This is a genomic window from Agromyces sp. NPDC057679 (assembly GCF_042799635.1).
Taxonomy (GTDB): domain Bacteria; phylum Actinomycetota; class Actinomycetes; order Actinomycetales; family Microbacteriaceae; genus Agromyces.
The window spans coordinates 269,073-284,456 of sequence record NZ_JBHVIK010000003.1 but is presented as its reverse complement, the minus strand read 5'-3'; the positions used below and the strand labels follow the sequence as shown (position 1 = coordinate 284,456).

Annotated in this window: 20 protein-coding genes; 10 read left to right on the top strand and 10 right to left on the bottom strand. The window is 67.9% G+C overall.

The annotated features are described in order from the left end of the window. Nucleotides 1-13: 13 nt before the first annotated feature. From ACFVAJ_RS14275 to ACFVAJ_RS14260, 4 genes are all read right to left on the bottom strand, one after another. Nucleotides 14-379 carry an RNA polymerase-binding protein RbpA gene (locus ACFVAJ_RS14275; RefSeq protein ID WP_022888234.1) on the bottom strand — a complete coding sequence of 122 codons (366 nt, stop codon included), beginning with the start codon at nt 377-379 and terminating at the stop codon, nt 14-16. Between the two features lie 88 nt (nt 380-467). Beyond that, nucleotides 468-1,187: a glycerophosphodiester phosphodiesterase gene (locus tag ACFVAJ_RS14270; protein WP_376945177.1), complete on the bottom strand. Its 720-nt coding sequence runs from the start codon at nt 1,185-1,187 to the stop codon at nt 468-470. 44 nt (nt 1,188-1,231) lie between these two features. Further along, nucleotides 1,232-2,203, bottom strand: coding sequence for an SPFH domain-containing protein (locus ACFVAJ_RS14265; RefSeq protein WP_376945175.1), 972 nt, complete (start codon nt 2,201-2,203; stop codon nt 1,232-1,234). Further along, entirely contained in the window at nt 2,203-2,670 is a 468-nt protein-coding gene (locus ACFVAJ_RS14260) for an NfeD family protein (protein WP_376945833.1), read from the bottom strand. Before ACFVAJ_RS14260 ends, ACFVAJ_RS14265 begins: the two co-directional genes overlap by 1 nt. A gap of 141 nt (nt 2,671-2,811) precedes the next feature. Between ACFVAJ_RS14260 and ACFVAJ_RS14255 the strand changes: the two genes are divergently transcribed. Further along, a complete protein-coding gene (locus ACFVAJ_RS14255) occupies nt 2,812-3,579 on the top strand; it encodes an SDR family oxidoreductase (protein WP_376945173.1) in 768 nt (255 codons plus the stop codon). Nucleotides 3,580-3,657: 78 nt separating this feature from the next. Here the strand turns inward: ACFVAJ_RS14255 and ACFVAJ_RS14250 are convergent, their stop codons facing one another. Continuing rightward, complete coding sequence (locus tag ACFVAJ_RS14250) at nt 3,658-4,269, bottom strand: HdeD family acid-resistance protein (RefSeq protein ID WP_376945171.1); 612 nt, start codon at nt 4,267-4,269, stop codon at nt 3,658-3,660. A 157-nt stretch (nt 4,270-4,426) separates the two neighbouring features. Between ACFVAJ_RS14250 and ACFVAJ_RS14245 the strand changes: the two genes are divergently transcribed. From ACFVAJ_RS14245 to ACFVAJ_RS14230, 4 genes are read left to right on the top strand one after another with little or no spacing between them, the layout of a single operon-like run. Then, nucleotides 4,427-4,642: a hypothetical protein gene (locus ACFVAJ_RS14245; protein ID WP_376945169.1), complete on the top strand. Its 216-nt coding sequence runs from the start codon at nt 4,427-4,429 to the stop codon at nt 4,640-4,642. Beyond that, a complete protein-coding gene (locus tag ACFVAJ_RS14240; RefSeq protein WP_376945167.1) occupies nt 4,639-6,999 on the top strand; it encodes an ATP-binding cassette domain-containing protein in 2,361 nt (786 codons plus the stop codon). Before ACFVAJ_RS14245 ends, ACFVAJ_RS14240 begins: the two co-directional genes overlap by 4 nt. Further along, nucleotides 6,996-7,664: a pentapeptide repeat-containing protein gene (locus ACFVAJ_RS14235; protein WP_376945165.1), complete on the top strand. Its 669-nt coding sequence runs from the start codon at nt 6,996-6,998 to the stop codon at nt 7,662-7,664. Before ACFVAJ_RS14240 ends, ACFVAJ_RS14235 begins: the two co-directional genes overlap by 4 nt. 53 nt (nt 7,665-7,717) lie before the next feature. Continuing rightward, nucleotides 7,718-7,906 (top strand): hypothetical protein, encoded by a 189-nt coding sequence (locus ACFVAJ_RS14230; protein ID WP_376945163.1) that lies wholly within the window; start codon nt 7,718-7,720, stop codon nt 7,904-7,906. Nucleotides 7,907-7,975: 69 nt separating this feature from the next. Here the strand turns inward: ACFVAJ_RS14230 and ACFVAJ_RS14225 are convergent, their stop codons facing one another. The 3 genes from ACFVAJ_RS14225 to ACFVAJ_RS14215 form a co-directional block, all read right to left on the bottom strand. Next, complete coding sequence (locus ACFVAJ_RS14225) at nt 7,976-8,920, bottom strand: alpha/beta hydrolase (RefSeq protein ID WP_376945161.1); 945 nt, start codon at nt 8,918-8,920, stop codon at nt 7,976-7,978. Between the two features lie 91 nt (nt 8,921-9,011). Then, on the bottom strand, nt 9,012-9,374 hold the full coding sequence (locus tag ACFVAJ_RS14220) for a hypothetical protein (protein ID WP_376945159.1): 363 nt from the start codon (nt 9,372-9,374) through the stop codon (nt 9,012-9,014). Between the two features lie 289 nt (nt 9,375-9,663). Further along, a complete protein-coding gene (locus ACFVAJ_RS14215; protein WP_376945157.1) occupies nt 9,664-10,506 on the bottom strand; it encodes an AraC family transcriptional regulator in 843 nt (280 codons plus the stop codon). A 79-nt stretch (nt 10,507-10,585) separates the two neighbouring features. Here ACFVAJ_RS14215 and ACFVAJ_RS14210 point away from each other — a divergent pair, with 79 nt between their 5' ends. From ACFVAJ_RS14210 to ACFVAJ_RS14195, 4 genes are all read left to right on the top strand, one after another. Further along, nucleotides 10,586-11,266, top strand: a complete 681-nt coding sequence (locus tag ACFVAJ_RS14210; RefSeq protein WP_376945155.1) for an alkylmercury lyase family protein — start codon at nt 10,586-10,588, stop codon at nt 11,264-11,266. A 343-nt stretch (nt 11,267-11,609) separates the two neighbouring features. After that, nucleotides 11,610-12,362: a hypothetical protein gene (locus tag ACFVAJ_RS14205; RefSeq protein WP_376945153.1), complete on the top strand. Its 753-nt coding sequence runs from the start codon at nt 11,610-11,612 to the stop codon at nt 12,360-12,362. A 30-nt stretch (nt 12,363-12,392) separates the two neighbouring features. Further along, a complete protein-coding gene (locus ACFVAJ_RS14200; RefSeq protein ID WP_376945151.1) occupies nt 12,393-12,575 on the top strand; it encodes a hypothetical protein in 183 nt (60 codons plus the stop codon). 349 nt (nt 12,576-12,924) lie between these two features. After that, the gene (locus tag ACFVAJ_RS14195) at nt 12,925-13,155 is read left to right on the top strand and encodes a hypothetical protein (RefSeq protein WP_376945149.1); all 231 of its coding nucleotides are present in this window, start codon (nt 12,925-12,927) and stop codon (nt 13,153-13,155) included. Between the two features lie 39 nt (nt 13,156-13,194). On the opposite strand, the gene ACFVAJ_RS14190 is transcribed toward ACFVAJ_RS14195, so the two are convergent. Both ACFVAJ_RS14190 and ACFVAJ_RS14185 read right to left on the bottom strand, forming a co-directional pair. Continuing rightward, the gene (locus ACFVAJ_RS14190) at nt 13,195-13,797 is read right to left on the bottom strand and encodes a GrpB family protein (protein ID WP_376945147.1); all 603 of its coding nucleotides are present in this window, start codon (nt 13,795-13,797) and stop codon (nt 13,195-13,197) included. 124 nt (nt 13,798-13,921) lie between these two features. Beyond that, the gene (locus tag ACFVAJ_RS14185; RefSeq protein WP_376945145.1) at nt 13,922-14,491 is read right to left on the bottom strand and encodes a hypothetical protein; all 570 of its coding nucleotides are present in this window, start codon (nt 14,489-14,491) and stop codon (nt 13,922-13,924) included. Nucleotides 14,492-14,848: 357 nt separating this feature from the next. On the opposite strand from ACFVAJ_RS14185, the gene ACFVAJ_RS14180 reads away from it, so the two are divergent. Then, nucleotides 14,849-15,364 carry a hypothetical protein gene (locus ACFVAJ_RS14180; RefSeq protein ID WP_376945143.1) on the top strand — a complete coding sequence of 172 codons (516 nt, stop codon included), beginning with the start codon at nt 14,849-14,851 and terminating at the stop codon, nt 15,362-15,364. The last annotated feature ends 20 nt before the right edge of the window (nt 15,365-15,384 follow it).

The following is a 15,384-nucleotide window of genomic DNA, read 5'->3' as shown; positions in this document are numbered from 1 at the left end:
CTGAGCGCCCGGCTCAGGCGCCGATCTTCTGCTGGCCGCGACGGGCGCGCAGGTAGGTGAGGCGCTCCTCGAGGAGCTCCTCGAGCTCGGCGCGCGTGCGGCGCTCGAGCAGCATGTCCCAGTGGGTACGGGCGACCTTCTCGCCCGAGCGGTCGATCTCGACCGGCTTCGAGTCGACGAGGAGCGTGGCGGCGGCACCGCACTGACGGCACTCCCACGTCTCGGGGAGTTCGGCGTCGGCAGAGAAGGTCATGACCGTCTCGTGGCCGCAGGCCTCGCATCGATACGTGTGCTCCGCACGGTCGGCGAACACCACGCCGTCTTCGCTCTGCAGGCTCTGTGCGCCGATTCGCATGCCTCGAAGGCTCCGGTCCGCCATGGTGTTCTCCCTTTACTCGATCGTCTGACATTGTCAACGATCAAGCTGGGCGTTCCCTTTCCGCCGCCTGAGGTTTTGCGGGGAATTCTCAGCTTCGAGCGGCGATGACCTGCATCGCGAGGTCGGCCCGGTCGGTGACGAGCCCGTCGACGCCGAGTTCGAGGAGCCGCGTCATGTCGGCGGGGTCGTTGACCGTCCAGACGTGCACCTCGGCACCGACGCGGTGGGCGAGGTCGACGAGGGGACGGGTCACGAGGTGAACGGGCCCGCTGCGCTCGGGGATCTGGAGTGCGAGCCCACCGTGGAGCGCGCGGGTCGCGGACGCCGGGGAGCGGAGGAATGCGGCGCTCCGGAATCGGAGCACACCCGTGCCGCCGACCGAGGTCACCGCGCCGGGAACGAGTCGGGCCAGCCGCTGCCGGCGTCGCTCGGAGAAGCTCGTCAGCAGCACCCGGCCGGCCGCCCCGGTGCGCGCGATCGCGGCGATCGTCGGCTCGACCGCCGCCTCCTCCTTCACGTCGATGTTGAACCGGGCGTCGGGGAACGCGTCGAGGGTCGCTTCGAGCGAGGAGAAGCTCTGTCCGTGCCCGAGGTCGATCCGGCCGAGCTCGTGCACGGTCAGTTGCCCGACCGCCACCTTCCGCCCGGCGACACGCTCGAGCGACGGATCGTGCGACACGACCGCGACCCCGTCGTGGCTCGCATGCACGTCGGTCTCGAGGTAGCCGGCACCGACCGCGATCGCCTTCGCGAACGCGAGCAGCGTGTTCTCTGGTGCGTCGACCGCGAGGCCCCGGTGCGCAAGCACGCGGGGCCTCGCGGGTTCGAAGTACGTCGAAGCCACTCCGCGACTCACGCCTGCGGCGGGAACGTGCCGGGCGGCGCCACCGGCGGAGCGGCGGCTGCGGTGGGCGCAGCCCCGCTCGCAGGCGCGGCGCCCGCGGCCGGGGGAGTGAAGGCCCGGCCGATGCCCTTGAGCGCCTCGGTCAGCTCGCTCGGGATGACCCAGAGCTTGTTCGCGTCGCCCTGCGCGAGCTGCGGCAGCATCTGCAGGTACTGGTAGCCGAGCAGCTTCGGGTCTGGGTCGCCCTTGTGGATGGCGTCGAAGACCGTGAGGATCGCCTCGGCCTCGCCCTGTGCGCGCAGCACGGCGGCCTTCGCGTCACCCTCGGCCTGGAGGATCGCGGCCTGCCGCTGCCCCTCCGCGGTGAGGATGGCGGACTGCTTGGTGCCCTCGGCCGTGAGGATGAGCGCACGGCGGTCTCGTTCGGCGCGCATCTGCTTCTCCATCGAGTCCTGGATGGAGATGGGCGGGTCGATCGCCTTGAGCTCGACGCGCGACACGCGGATGCCCCACTTGCCGGTCGCCTCGTCGAGCACGACGCGCAGCTGTCCGTTGATGTTGTCGCGAGAGGTGAGCGCCTCCTCGAGGTTCAGCCCGCCGACGACGTTGCGGAGGGTGGTGGTCGTCAGCTGCTCGACCGCGCCGAGGTAGTTGGCGATCTCGTACGTCGCGGCGCGGGCATCGGTGACCTGGAAGTAGACGACCGTGTCGATCGAGACGACCAGGTTGTCCTCCGTGATGACGGGCTGCGGGGGGAACGAGACGACGGTCTCGCGCATGTCGACCAGGGGGCGCAGCCGGTCGATGAACGGCACGAGGATGTTGAGGCCCGGCGTGAGCGTCTTGTGGTAGCGGCCGAGGCGTTCGACGACGCCCGCGTAGGCCTGGGGGATGATTCGGACGGATCGCGCGATGACGACGATCACGAAGATGACGATCGCGATGACGACGATCGTCACGATGATGCCGGAAATGTCCATTACTCGGCCGAACTCCTCTCTACCGGCACGACGACGGCCGTCGCACCATCGATGCCCGTGACGAGCACGCGCCCGCCGACCGCGACATCCGCCTGCTCGGTCGCCGGTGACAACCGTGCCGTCCAGGTCTCGCCGTTCTGCAGCCTGACCTGCCCGCCGGCTGCGCCGACCGTGTGCACGACCGTGCCCTCGGCGCCGATCAGCGCGTCGATGTTGCTGCGCGCCGGGTCGGAGCCCCGTCTGAGCGCGCGGAGCAACGGCGGCCGCAGGACCAGGATCAGGGCGACCGCGACGACCGCGGCGATGACGAACTGCGCCCACCAGGGGATGCCGAAGAGCCCGGACAGGAGTCCGGCCACGCTGCCGAGCGCGAGCATGAGGAAGGTCATCTCGAGCGTGAACACCTCGATCGTCGCGAACGCGAGAATCAGCACGAGCCAGGCGATCCACGCGTACTGGGTCAGCACATCCAAATCGGGTCTCCTTCGCACGCGGGTCGGCTGATTCGAAACTAGCAGTGCCGGGAGCGGCATGGGGGAGTTGATAGTCTCGGTTCGCTGCGGCGACGCTCGTGCGCCGGCCCGCTCTGAACTTCGAGGAGACCTCCAGTGACCAACCCTCTCGCCCCCGGCTCGCTCGCCGGCCGCGTCGCGCTCGTGACCGGATCGTCGCGCGGAATCGGTGCCGACACCGTCCGTTCCCTCGCCGCAGCCGGCGCCTCGGTGGTCGTGAACTACCGCAGCAAGGCACCGCGCGCCGACAAGGTGGTCGCCGAGATCGTCGAGGCCGGCGGCACTGCGATCGCCGTCGGTGCCGACCTCACCGACCCCGAGTCGGTCGCCGCGATGTTCGAGCGCACCGTCGCCGAGCTCGGCCCGATCGACGTGCTCGTCCTGAACGCGTCGGGCGGCATGGAGACCGGCATGGGCGAGGACTACGCGATGCGCCTCAACCGGGACGCGCAGGTCAACGTCGTCGACGGGGCGCTGCCGCACCTCGCCGACGGAGCGCGCATCGTCTTCGTGACGAGCCACCAGGCCCACTTCATCCGCACCACGCCCACGATGCCCGAGTACGAGCCCGTCGCGCTCTCGAAGCGCGCCGGCGAAGACGCGCTGCGCGCCAAGCTGGCCGAGTTCGACGCCGCCGGCGTCGAGTTCGTCGTCGTGTCGGGCGACATGATCGAGGGCACGATCACGGCCACCCTCCTCGAGCGCGCGAACCCCGGCGCCATCGACGCCCGCAAGCAGGACGCGGGCCGCCTCTACAACGTGGCCGAGTTCGCCGCCGAGGTCGCGGCCGCGGTCGTCGAGCCCGTGCCGGCCGATCACACGCGCTACGTCGGGGATGTCTCGGGCTTCGCCCCCGAGGCCTGACGAACCCGTCGCGAACGAGAAGAAGGCCGGCCCCGGAGCATCCGGGGCCGGCCTTCTTCATCGCCGAGCGGCGATCGCTCAGGCGGTCGCGGCCGCGGTCGCGCCGCGCCCGAAGGTGAACGCGCGCACGATCTGCACGATGCCGAGCACGATGAGGGCGATGCCGATCAGCCACCAGAGCGCCACGACGTAGAGCGGCGAGAACAGGAGCACGAGGCCGGCGAGGATGCTGAGGATCGCGAAGAAGACCGCCCAGCCCTTCGACGGCGCATCTCCGAGCTGCACGAGCGCGACGACGCCCTCGACGATCCACAGCACGCCGATCAGGATGCCGATGAAGAGTCCGAGGAACGCGGTCGTGGCCGAGAGGTTCGCGAGGGCGAGGATGCCGCCGACGACGAACAGCAGGCCGAGGATGATGTCGAGCGCCCGTGCACCGCCCGAGATGCCCTTCGAGAAGATGCCGAGTCCGAGGTACGCGACACCCGCGATGAGGAAGTACACCGCGAGGATCGCCGCGAGGACGACGGCCGAGTCCTTCGGCCAGAACGTGATCAGGATTCCGACGATGAGCGCCACCACGCCGCTGATCCCGAGGGTCGCGCGAACGGTGTTGATCGCCGACTTCGAGAGCTCCTCGGAGTCGAGCGAGAAGGTGGCGAAGAGCCCGGTGCTCTGCGGGTTCGACATGGTGTGTCCTTTCATGGGCGAGTTGAGGCAAGGCTATGGCCGAATGCAAGCTGGGCAATGGATGTGAATGCGCGCGTCGCAATGCGACGGAGTGCGTCGGTATGCCGTCGAATCGCCGGTATCGCAGTGCGATCGGTCACGAATCGAGAAGCCGCGGATGCCTCGCAGGAACTACCGTGACGGCATGTGCCTCATCGTCCGCGCCCGTGAACTGCCCGCCGATCACCCCGCGTCCTCCGGCGGCGTGCCCTCGACGTCGCCCGACGATGTCGGTGCGAACTGCTTAGATCGAGTGATCGACCTCGAACAGGGTGGGCACGCGGTGCCGGCTGCGCACGTGCCAGACCCCCGACTCGCGATGGAGAACCGATGAGCACCGCCTCACCGCACCAGGCCGACCGCCACGATCTCATCCGCGTGCAGGGCGCGCGTGAGAACAACCTGAAAGACGTCGACGTCGAGATCCCCAAGCGACGGCTGACGGTGTTCACCGGGGTCTCGGGCTCGGGCAAGAGCTCGCTCGTGTTCGACACGATCGCCGCCGAGTCGCGGCGCATGATCGACGAGACGTACAGCGCGTTCGTGCAGGGCTTCATGCCGTCGGTGCCGCGGCCCGACGTCGACGTCCTCGACGGGCTCACCACCGCGATCCTCGTCGACCAGGAGCGACTCGGTGCGAACCCTCGTTCGACGGTCGGCACCGTGACCGATGCGAACGCGATGCTGCGCATCCTCTTCTCGAAGCTCGGCGAGCCGTACATCGGCGGCCCGACGGCCTTCTCGTTCAACATCCCGACGCAGAAGGCGAGCGGCGTGATGATCGGGCAGAAGGGCGAGAAGAAGATCGTGAAGGACGCGATCTACCTCGGCGGCATGTGCCCGCGCTGCGAGGGGCGCGGCTCGGTCTCCGACCTCGACCTCTCGCAGATCGTCGACGAGTCGAAGTCGCTCGACGAGGGTGCGATCATGGTGCCCGGCTACACGGCCGACGGGTGGATGGTGAAGGGCTTCTCGCAGTCGGGCTTCTATCCCGCCGACAAGCCGATCGACCAGTTCACCGAGAAGCAGCGGCACCTCTTCCTCTACGGCGAGGTCACCAAGGTCAAGATCAGCGGTATCAACATGACCTATGAAGGGCTGATCCCGAAGATCACGAAGGCGATGCTCTCGAAAGACCTCGACGCGCTGCAGCCGCACATCCGCGCGTTCGTCGAGCGCGTCGCGACGTTCGCGCGATGCCCCGAGTGCGACGGCACCCGCCTGACCGAAGGGGCCCGGTCGTCGAAGATCGACGGCGTCAGCATCGCCGACGCGTGCCGCATGCAGGTCACCGATCTCGCCGCCTGGGTGCGCGGGCTCGACCTGCCCGAAGCCCGGCCGCTGCTGTCGGCGCTCAGTGCGAACCTCGACGCCTTCGTCACGCTCGGCCTCGGCTACCTCAGCCTCGAGCGGCCGAGCGGCACGCTGTCCGGCGGCGAGGCGCAGCGCATCAAGATGCTCAGGCACCTCGGCTCCTCGCTCACCGACGTCACCTACGTCTTCGACGAGCCCACCATCGGGCTGCATCCGCACGACATCCAGCGCATGAACTCGCTCCTCCTGCAGTTGCGCGACAAGGGCAACACGGTGCTCGTCGTCGAGCACAAGCCCGAGACCATCGCGATCGGCGATCACATCGTCGACCTCGGCCCCGGGGCCGGCCGCAACGGCGGCGAGATCTGCTTCGAAGGCACGGTCGAGGGACTCAAGTCGAGCGGCACGCTCACCGGCCGGCATCTCGACGACCGCGCGACGCTGAAGGCGACGGTTCGCACCGCCGACGGGGCGATCGAGGTCCGCGGCGCCGACGAGAACAACCTCGAAGACGTCGACGTCGACATCCCCCTCGGGGTGCTCACCGTGGTCACCGGCGTCGCCGGTTCGGGCAAGAGCTCGCTCATCCACGGGTCGGTCGCCGGGCGCGACGGCGTCGTCTCGATCGACCAGGGCGCGATCAAGGGGTCGCGGCGCAGCAATCCCGCGACCTACACCGGGCTCCTCGAGCCGATCCGCAAGGCGTTCGCGAAGGCGAACGGCGTCAAGCCGGCCCTCTTCAGCGCGAACTCCGAGGGAGCCTGCCCGAGCTGCAAGGGCGCGGGCGTGATCATCACCGAGCTCGGCTTCATGGACACGATCGAGACCCCCTGCGAAGACTGCGGCGGCAAGCGGTTCCAGGCGGGAGTGCTCGAGTACAAGCTCGGTGGGCTCGACATCACCGAGGTGCTCGACCTGCCCGTCGCCCAGGCGCACCGCTTCTTCGACTCGCCCGAGGCGAAGCTGCCGGCCGCCGTGAAGATCCTCAAGCGACTCGAAGACGTCGGGCTCGGCTACCTGACACTCGGACAGCCGCTCTCGACGTTGTCGGGCGGCGAGCGGCAGCGCGTCAAGCTCGCCATCGCGATGGGCGAGCCCGGCGAGGTCTACGTGCTCGACGAACCGACGACGGGCCTGCACCTCGCCGACGTCGAGAACCTGCTCGGCCTGCTCGACCGGCTGGTCGACTCGGGCAAGTCGGTCATCGTCATCGAGCACCATCAGGCCGTGATGGCGCACGCCGACTGGATCATCGATCTCGGTCCGGGTGCGGGGCACGACGGCGGGCGCATCGTCTTCGAGGGCGCGCCGGCCGATCTGGTCGCCGCACGGTCGACGCTCACGGGCGAGCACCTCGCGGAGTACGTCGGCGCATGAAGCCGACTCGCGTCGCCGCCCCTCGCATCGACGAACTCGTGCTGCGCGACCTCGTCGACGGCGACGATGACGAATTGGCGTCGGGTGCCAGGCTCGAAGGGGTGCGTTTCAGGGAAGCAGACGTCAGCGCACGCGATCTGACCGGCCTTCGGCTCATCGAATGCGAGCTCGACGGCGTCGCCGCCCATGAGGCGAGGCTGCGTGGTGCGGTGATCAGCGAGACGCGGATCGAGCGACTCGAGGCACCGGTGCTGCACGCGCCGCGCGCCGAGTTGCGCGACGTCGTCGTCACGGGTTCGCGGCTCGGTTCCGTCGAGTTCATCGACAACCGATGGCAGTCGGTCCGGTTCATCGGCTGCAAGCTCGGCTTCGTGAACCTCCGCGGATCCGAGCTCCGGGATCTCCGATTCACCGACTGCGACATCGAGGAGCTCGATCTCGGCAACGCCCGCGCGGAGCGGGTCGCGTTCGACGGCTGCGAACTCCGAGCACTCGCGGTCACCGGGGCGACGCTTCGCGACGTCGACCTCCGAGGGCTCGACTTCACCGCGATGTCGACGCTCGACGGCATCGCCGGCCTGCGCGGCGCGACGCTCGACAGCATGCAGGTCGCCCTGCTCGCACCGAGCCTCGCGACGCACCTCGGAATCAGAATCATCGACTGACCGGCAATTTCAGTGCCCGATCAAATTTCTGGTACGGCAGCCCCGCCGACGCATTGAACGGCAAGGTGCTCTGCTTCTTCCAGGAGTCGACGAAGTTCAAGCTCCGGTACTCCACGCTCGGATTCCACGACGTGGCGAAACTCGACGACGGCACGATGTGGGCGACCTCGTTCGCGATCACCTCACTCAGCGAAGCCGACGAGGCTCGCTTCGTCGATCTCATCACGCGCGCCGTCTCGTGATCGGTCGAAATGGCGCGTGAACGGTCGCGCTGACGAGAGCGAACAGCGGCTCGGCACGCGGTGGACGTCTCACCGCGAGTGAAGCCGGCGTTCGCCCTCCGAGTCGATCCGCGCGGCGGCCGCAGTCCGGCCGGGCGAGGTGCCGAGATGGCGACCGAACTCCATGAGGATCCGGTCGCCTGCCTGTCGTGCCGACGGTGACACCGTGTCGAGATTGATGAAGCCGTGGACCATCCCCGGAAGGTCGTGGTGGGCGACCAGGCTGCCTCCGACTTCGAGGCGTTCGGCGAGTTCTGCGCCCTCGTCGTGCAGCGGGTCATGCTCACTGGTCACGACGATCGTCGCGGGCATTCCAGCGGCCGGCAGCTCCAACGGGCTGTACACGTCCGCGTTCGCCCGCTCGTCGGGAATCCATTTCTCGATGAACCAGTGCAATGCCGTTGTGCTAAGGCCCCACCCGTGCGCCTTCGTGCGGATGCTCGCTCTGCTCAACCTCAGGTCCGCGTTCGGATTCAGAAGAAGGAGACCCTCGACTGTCGTGCCGTGCGCCACGAGCCGGTGCGCGGCGAGGTACGCGATGAGGCCGCCTGCGCTGTCACCGGCCAGCCCGAGCGGGGTCGTCGGCAGCTCGCCGAGTATCGCCTGTACCACCGCGATGACGTCATCGACGCCAGCCGGGGCCGGATGCTCCGGAGCGAGGCGGTAGGCCACGGCGACGACATCCACATCGCCCAACGTCGCGAGTCTGCGGCACGCACGGTCATGGGAGTCGAGGTCGCCGAACACGAAACCGCCGCCGTGCACGAAGACCACGGTCGGCCGAGTGCGGCCGGCATGCCGATACCAGCGGACCGGGATGCGCACCTCGGCTTCGACGAACGAGTCCTCGACGACATCGACCTCGGGACCTCGCGCGCGAGACCGCTCGGCACGAAGCTCCTCGAGCAGGGGCTCCGTCTCGGGCTCGCGTCGAACGGCGTCCAACCACTGGGCAAGCTCTGCGTCCGCGATCACGAGTTCAGAGTACCCAGCGGTGAGCAGCACCCCCGGTGGGGGAGCGGGGACCCGGTGATCATGAAGGGACTTCTGCATCCCCGGGCCGGATTCACGATGAGGCGACCGCTCGTTCGCCGTCCGTCGCGCCGACGGTGCCCGCCATCCGCCGACGCAGAACGGCCGCCAGCCCGGGAACATCGACCGGCGTGCTGGTCTCGACCGGGAGCACCGGCAGCCCCGAGAGCGGGGCGGCGTTCGACGTCAACGCCTCCCATTCTGATCGTCGCGCCTCATCGAAGTGCGCCCGGTGACGTTCGCGCGTCAGGAACCGCTTCCGTGCGAGATCATGGCGCGTGTAACACCAGATCTCGACGCCCCGCGGTGCACCCAGCAGATCGAAGCCTCGGTGGAAGTGCGACTCGTCGCGATCGGTGGCCCAGAACGACTCGAGCATCACCGTCCCGCTGAGCATGCGCGCGATCGCCCAGAGGTTCTCAGCGGCGACCGCGCGAGCTCCGACGTCGGGAGCGAGACGTCGACCGCGTCGCTGAGCGCCTCCTTGATCGCATCTTTCGCGACGAGGGGAACGGTGAGCTCGCGTGCGAGCGGTCTCGCCAAGGTGGTCTTGCCCGCACCTGGAATCCCGTTCACCACGATGAGGAAGTCGATCACCGTCCGAGCGTATTGGTACCGACAGTACCGGGGGAGTGCCGATCCTGAGTCGCCGTGGAGGGCCGTTTCACGATGAAGCGACTTCCCGATCACTTCGGCGTCGGCATCGGCGACGCCGAAGGCAGGTCCGCCGAGGAGCGTGGAGCGGATCGAGCCGAGGCACGGAACGCGCCGGGTGTCACACCCAGCGTGCGTCGGAAGTGACGAGTGAGGTGCGCTTGATCGTGGAACCCCGCGAGGACCGCGGCATCGACGGGGGAGTGCCCGTCGATGAGCAGCCGCCGCGCTCGATCGACACGGCGGCCCACGACGTAGCGATGAGGAGGGATACCGTACGCACGCGTGAACGCACGCACCAGGTGGCTCGGATGTGCGCCGAGTTCCCGCGCCGCTGCGGCGATCGTGAACGGCTCGCTGAGGCGCTCGTCGAGCAGCAGGCGCAGGCGCTTGGCGAGTGGCGCATCGGGAACCTCGACGTGGACGCCGCCGAAGCCGTGGGCGATGATGCGCCCGAGCTCGAACACCCAGTGTTCGGCCGCATCGGCGTCGCCGGGCAATCGGAGCGCCGCGTGGACGCGCTGCACGGCCGAGAGCGCAGCGGGAGTCGTGATCGTGGGACGTGCTGCCGCGGCGTCTGGCGCCCACCGCGGCAACCAGTCGGCCGCGAGGTAGAGCACGCGCTTGCGGTACTCGGCCCCACCGACCGCGGTACGTCCGTCGTGCGGCACTCCCGGTGGGAGCAGCGCGATCACGCCGGGTCGAGCGTGGTGCGCGACCCGATCCAGCTCATAGCTGACGGCGCCGTCGTCGACGAGCATCACCGTCCAGTCGTCGTGCGTGTGCGCCGGGTACTCGTGCCGACCGAAGGTCGCATGCAGCACCTCGCGGACCGCGGGCACTCCCGGCCGCCATGCGCGCACTGCCTCGACCATGCAAGAAACGTACAAGACCCGCCTGCGCGCCGGATGAAGACTGGAGACGTCGACCGTTGCCGCACCACGAAGGAGCATCATGAACACCCCGACATCCCGACGCCTGCGCGATCTCGTGTACGAGACGTTCGCGAACGAGGGCCGGGCCCCCTCGATCGCCGAGCTCGCGCGCCGCACCTCGAGCGGCGTCGACGACGTGCGGCGTCAGCTGCACGACCTCGCGGACGCGCACGCCCTCGTGCTGAACCGTGACGGCGACGCGATCCGCATGGCGCACCCGTTCACGTCCGCGCCGATGGCTTTCGTCGTGACTCCGGCCGACGGCCATGACGATCGGCGCTGGTGGGGCGGATGTGCGTGGGACTCGTTCGGCATCAGTGCAGCCCTCGGCCTCGAGGTGCGGATCGAGACCGCGTGCCCGGAGTGCGGAGCGACGATTTCCTTCGCCGCAGGCCCGACGACACCGCCGCCCGCCGAACTCGTGGTGCGCTTTCCGCGCCCGGCCGCCGAGTGGTGGGACGACGTCGTCGCCACCTGCACGATGATCCGGCTGTTCTGCACCCGCGAACACGCCGAGTCGTGGGGCGCCGAGCACGCTCCCGACACGGGATACCTCGAGCCGGCGACGACCGTGTGGAGCCTCGCGAAGCCGTGGTACGGCGATCGCCTTGCAGCCGACTTCACTCCGCACACGCGCGAGCACAACCAGGCGCTGCTCGACGAGCGCGGCCTGGTCGGCGAGTTCTGGCGTCTGCCATAGCGGGTCACAGAGATCGGATGTCTCGGCGGCGCGCCAGTCGGCTCGCACAAGACGGTCGAGGGGGAGTGGCGGTGCCTCCCGCGCACCGTCGTTCGTCTAGCCGGTGGGCTCATCCGCTGGATCGGGAAGGTAATCGGTGAAATCGATCGGTTTGATGATCGGCAGTTCGGGCTCAAGCGGCACGGATGAAGACGGCATCGAATTCCTTTTCGGCCGGTGATGAAGCCGGCTGCGCACAGGGCAGCGCAGCCGGCTACCGGCACATGGATATGTCCGGGTGGAGTCGTTTGGTTCCCAGATCCATCCCTTGATCCGGAGTCTCTTCTCCGCGATCATCGAGCGCATGACCCGACTTCACGCCCGGCGGCCGCTGATGGCCGCCGGCTGGTGCCTCGCCCTTCCCGTGGCATCCCTCTTCGTTCTGACCGCATGCGCAGCGCCGCCCACCGGCGAGGCCGCGGCTGCACCGACGGACGCGACCTCCGCCGTTGTGAGCATCGAGATGCCCGACCTGGCGCCGTACCCTGAACCCGATCCGCCGCTCACGGAGGCGGAGTCGGAGGCGAAGCGGCTCGACGATGCCGACGTGCGCTGGCAGGGTGTGCTCGCGAGCTACCCTGACGCCGTACGACCGGATGTCGCTTTCGAGGGCTACGTCACCGACGAGAATCGCATCGAGGTGCTCCGCGCCTGCTACGAGGCGGGCGGCCTGCAGGTCGACGAGGGGCGAACGTCGGAGAACATCGACGGGCCGCCCGACTCCATCGGGTGGACGGGCGGTGGCAAGGCAGAGATGATCGCGGCGTTTGCCTGCGACACCGCGCACCCGACGAAGATCACCAGCGCACGCCCGAACGATGCGGAGCTCGGGTGGGTCTACGACTATCTCACGGAGTTCTACGGCCCATGTCTCGCTGCGAACGGCATCGAGGTGCCGGAGCCTCCAGGCCGCGACGTATGGGTCGAGGCGTGGCCCGGATTCGTCTGGTTCCCGTCTGTCGCCGACAACGAACGATTCATGGAGCGGGACATGGATGCCGCGCTCAGAGAAGCGTGCCCTGATCCGGATACCTACGTACTGACCGTGCTGCGGTAGCTTGAGCGAACCGTCACCAAGGGGGAGAACATGAGCGCATACGTCATCGCCTTCATTTCGACCGGAGCTGTCACGGCCGCAGCTACCTTGGTGGCGATCACGACGCTGATGGGGCACCGTCCACGACTCGCTGCCGCTGGAGCCGACCGGCGGGTGCAGAGCGAGCTCGCAGAGATTCAGCGCCAGATCGACCGGGGGCGGCACGGCGTCTGACACGCTGGCGTTCACCAGGTGAGGCGCTCCCGGCGCGGAAGATTATGTCCGTAGGACCGTTGCAGTGGTTGCCAGACAGACGACTCGTGACGAGCTGGGCGCTGCTGATCGCGCCTTGCACAACGCGCTCGACGGATCATCCCGATCCTCGTGGTTGTCGCGCCGTTGGTCACACGTGGAGCAGTCTCCGCGTCGATCTGACCGAAGAAGACCTCCTGCGGATGGCAGGCAGCTGAGGATCCTCCGATCATTCGTGAGATAACCGATAATGCACATTATGTCGGAATAGAAGTTTCGAGGGAGATGGAACCTGCTCCCCCTGCACCCCGTGCGCCCTAGACTCAACCTCATGTCGCCCATCGCATTGCTGATCGCCGGGATCATTCAATTCGGCATCGCTCTGGTTCTGATCATTGGTCGGCGACCAATTGCCGACTGGCTGGCGACGAACATCGCACCGCTCGATGTTGCGTGGTTTCATGTGCGGGGCGAACTGTTGATGGGATTCGTGGGCCTCAGCGGCTGCATCGGTGGCATCGCGTTCCTCGCGCTCGGATCACTCTCGCTCGCGTCCGCGTGAAGGAAACGCTCATCGCGAGTCGCGTTTGCGACGCACGAATTACGCTGGCCGTGCCCGCCGTTCGACGATGAAGGCCTCCTTGCCGCCTATGTAGGCGATCCGGTCGTCAGGATGCTGGATGGACAGATTGAGCTTGAGCTCCCGGTACGCATCGCGTTCAGCCGGGTGAGCTCGCAGGAAATCGCGGAAACCGATGTAGTACTGCCACTCTTGTGACCCGTACACCAGTACGTGGAGATTTGCGAGCCGAATCATCGGCTGGAGTTCATAGCCGTACATGCGATCCGGACGGACGTCGTTCGCGTCACCACGGAACACGAACCCGAGTCCGGCGAGCCAGTCATGTATCTCGTCCTGCACGTCGCCATCCCGGATAGTGTGACGAACGCCAATTCCGATGTCCAGGATCGGCTTCGCCGCCAGCCCAGGGACCGACGTCGATCCAATGTGCTCGATCGCAACCACCGCATTCGGTGCGTCGAATGCCATGGCTGCGCGAACATCATCAAACGTGCGCGCCCAAGCATCAGTGGCAGGCGCGATCTGCACGACGCCTCGAGGGAGCCCAAGGGCTGAATCGGCGAAGGCGACCGAAACAGCACCAGCGTGAGAGGACATCCCGCCAGAATAGTCCGGCGACATCTGTCGAGTCTCAGCACCGAACGCTGTCGAAACTGTCGAACTCCAACTCGAACTGCTCAACGCCTGTGCGGATTCCTCCGCTCACCAAGACGGAAGCCCATGAGCGCACAACCAGCACCGTCGCTTACTCGACAACGACGACGTAGGCGTCGTGGAGTTTCGCCCAGTCGGTAGCCGCGGCGACCATCGCGTCTCGGTCGCTGGTACCTGCTAGCCCGGTCCCGCCGGATTCGTCGACGGAGGAGACCGTGCCCCAGGCACCGATGCCCCAATAGACGATGACGATGGTGCGACCAAACTCGTTCGCGTATGAGGTTGCCACCTCGCGGAGGCTTCTGATTCCCGCCATGGGCGCAAACTCGTCGTCGGTCTGTGCCTGGGCTGCGCCGGGCGCCGCGTCGGCGACGATCTGGTCGATGACCGGCTGCGGGAGGGGCTCTCCGGGTGTCACGACAGCGACGGTGCCATCGTGAAGGGTGATGTCGCGGGGTGCGTTCCTCGCGAGCACCTGCTTCTCGAACTCGGAGAGTTCACCGTCCTCGTCCGTGTCCCCTTCGATCGCATCGGAGGCGGCCGCGTTCGGGGTCGTGTCGGTATCGGGCAGGGACGAGGCGTCCACGGGGGTACAGCCGGTGAGCAGGAGGAGGGGCAGCAGCGCGGTGAGGGCGACGCGGCCAGCCGGGGTCTTCATCATTCGGCGAATCTATCGCCCGCGGCCAACTCTGCGAGCCGGGCGGCGCAATCAGAGGGTTCCAGGCGATCACGACGGCCCGCCACTCCCCTGACCTTCGCATCCAACGATCGACCCAGGACTTCGTGCGATCCGAGCGCACCGAGGCCTGGGTGCCCTCGGTGACCACGACGAAAACTGGCTCGGGTCGACCTCGTGCGGAACGGTAGGCTCCTGCTCGTGCACATCGAGCGGGCGAATCGGACTCTGCGGGGGTCTCTGGTCGCGCTCACCGCGACGTTGCTGGCGTCGCTCGCACACACGATCGGCGGCGGAGCACCTCCCGGCACGGTCTCGATCGTCGTCGCGCTCGCGTTCTCCGTGCCGTTCGGCATCGCGATGGTCGGAACGGGAACACAGCCGCTGAGAACCGCGTTCGCAGCCGTCGGCGCGCAGCTCGCGCTGCACACGACCTTCTCCCTTTCGGCCGGCGCGGCGACAGGCGGTCAGCGAATCGAGGGCGCCCTCGCACACAACGGGCACTCCCCCACGGCCGTGCGTGGCGCATGGCTCGAGCTGGCGGGCGCCCCTGCAGCGACGCATGCGGAGCATTTCGGCGGGACGATGCCGCTTGCGCACGTCGTCGCGGCCGTGGTCGCCGTTGCCGGAATCCGGCTCGTCGACGGAGCCATTCGTGCGATCGCGGAGGTCTGGCGAAGCATCCTCGTCGCAGTCGCCCTGCTGCTCGCGCCGTCGCGCGCGGTCGCGCTGCGACGGAAGATGTGCACCCGTACGACCGTGCGCGTACGCCCGCTCCTCGCGCGTCTGGAATCGAGCGTGGTACGGCGCGGACCGCCGCGTGGAATCGGCGTCGCCATCGCGGCGCATGTGCTCTGATCTTCCGATTCCACACGAAA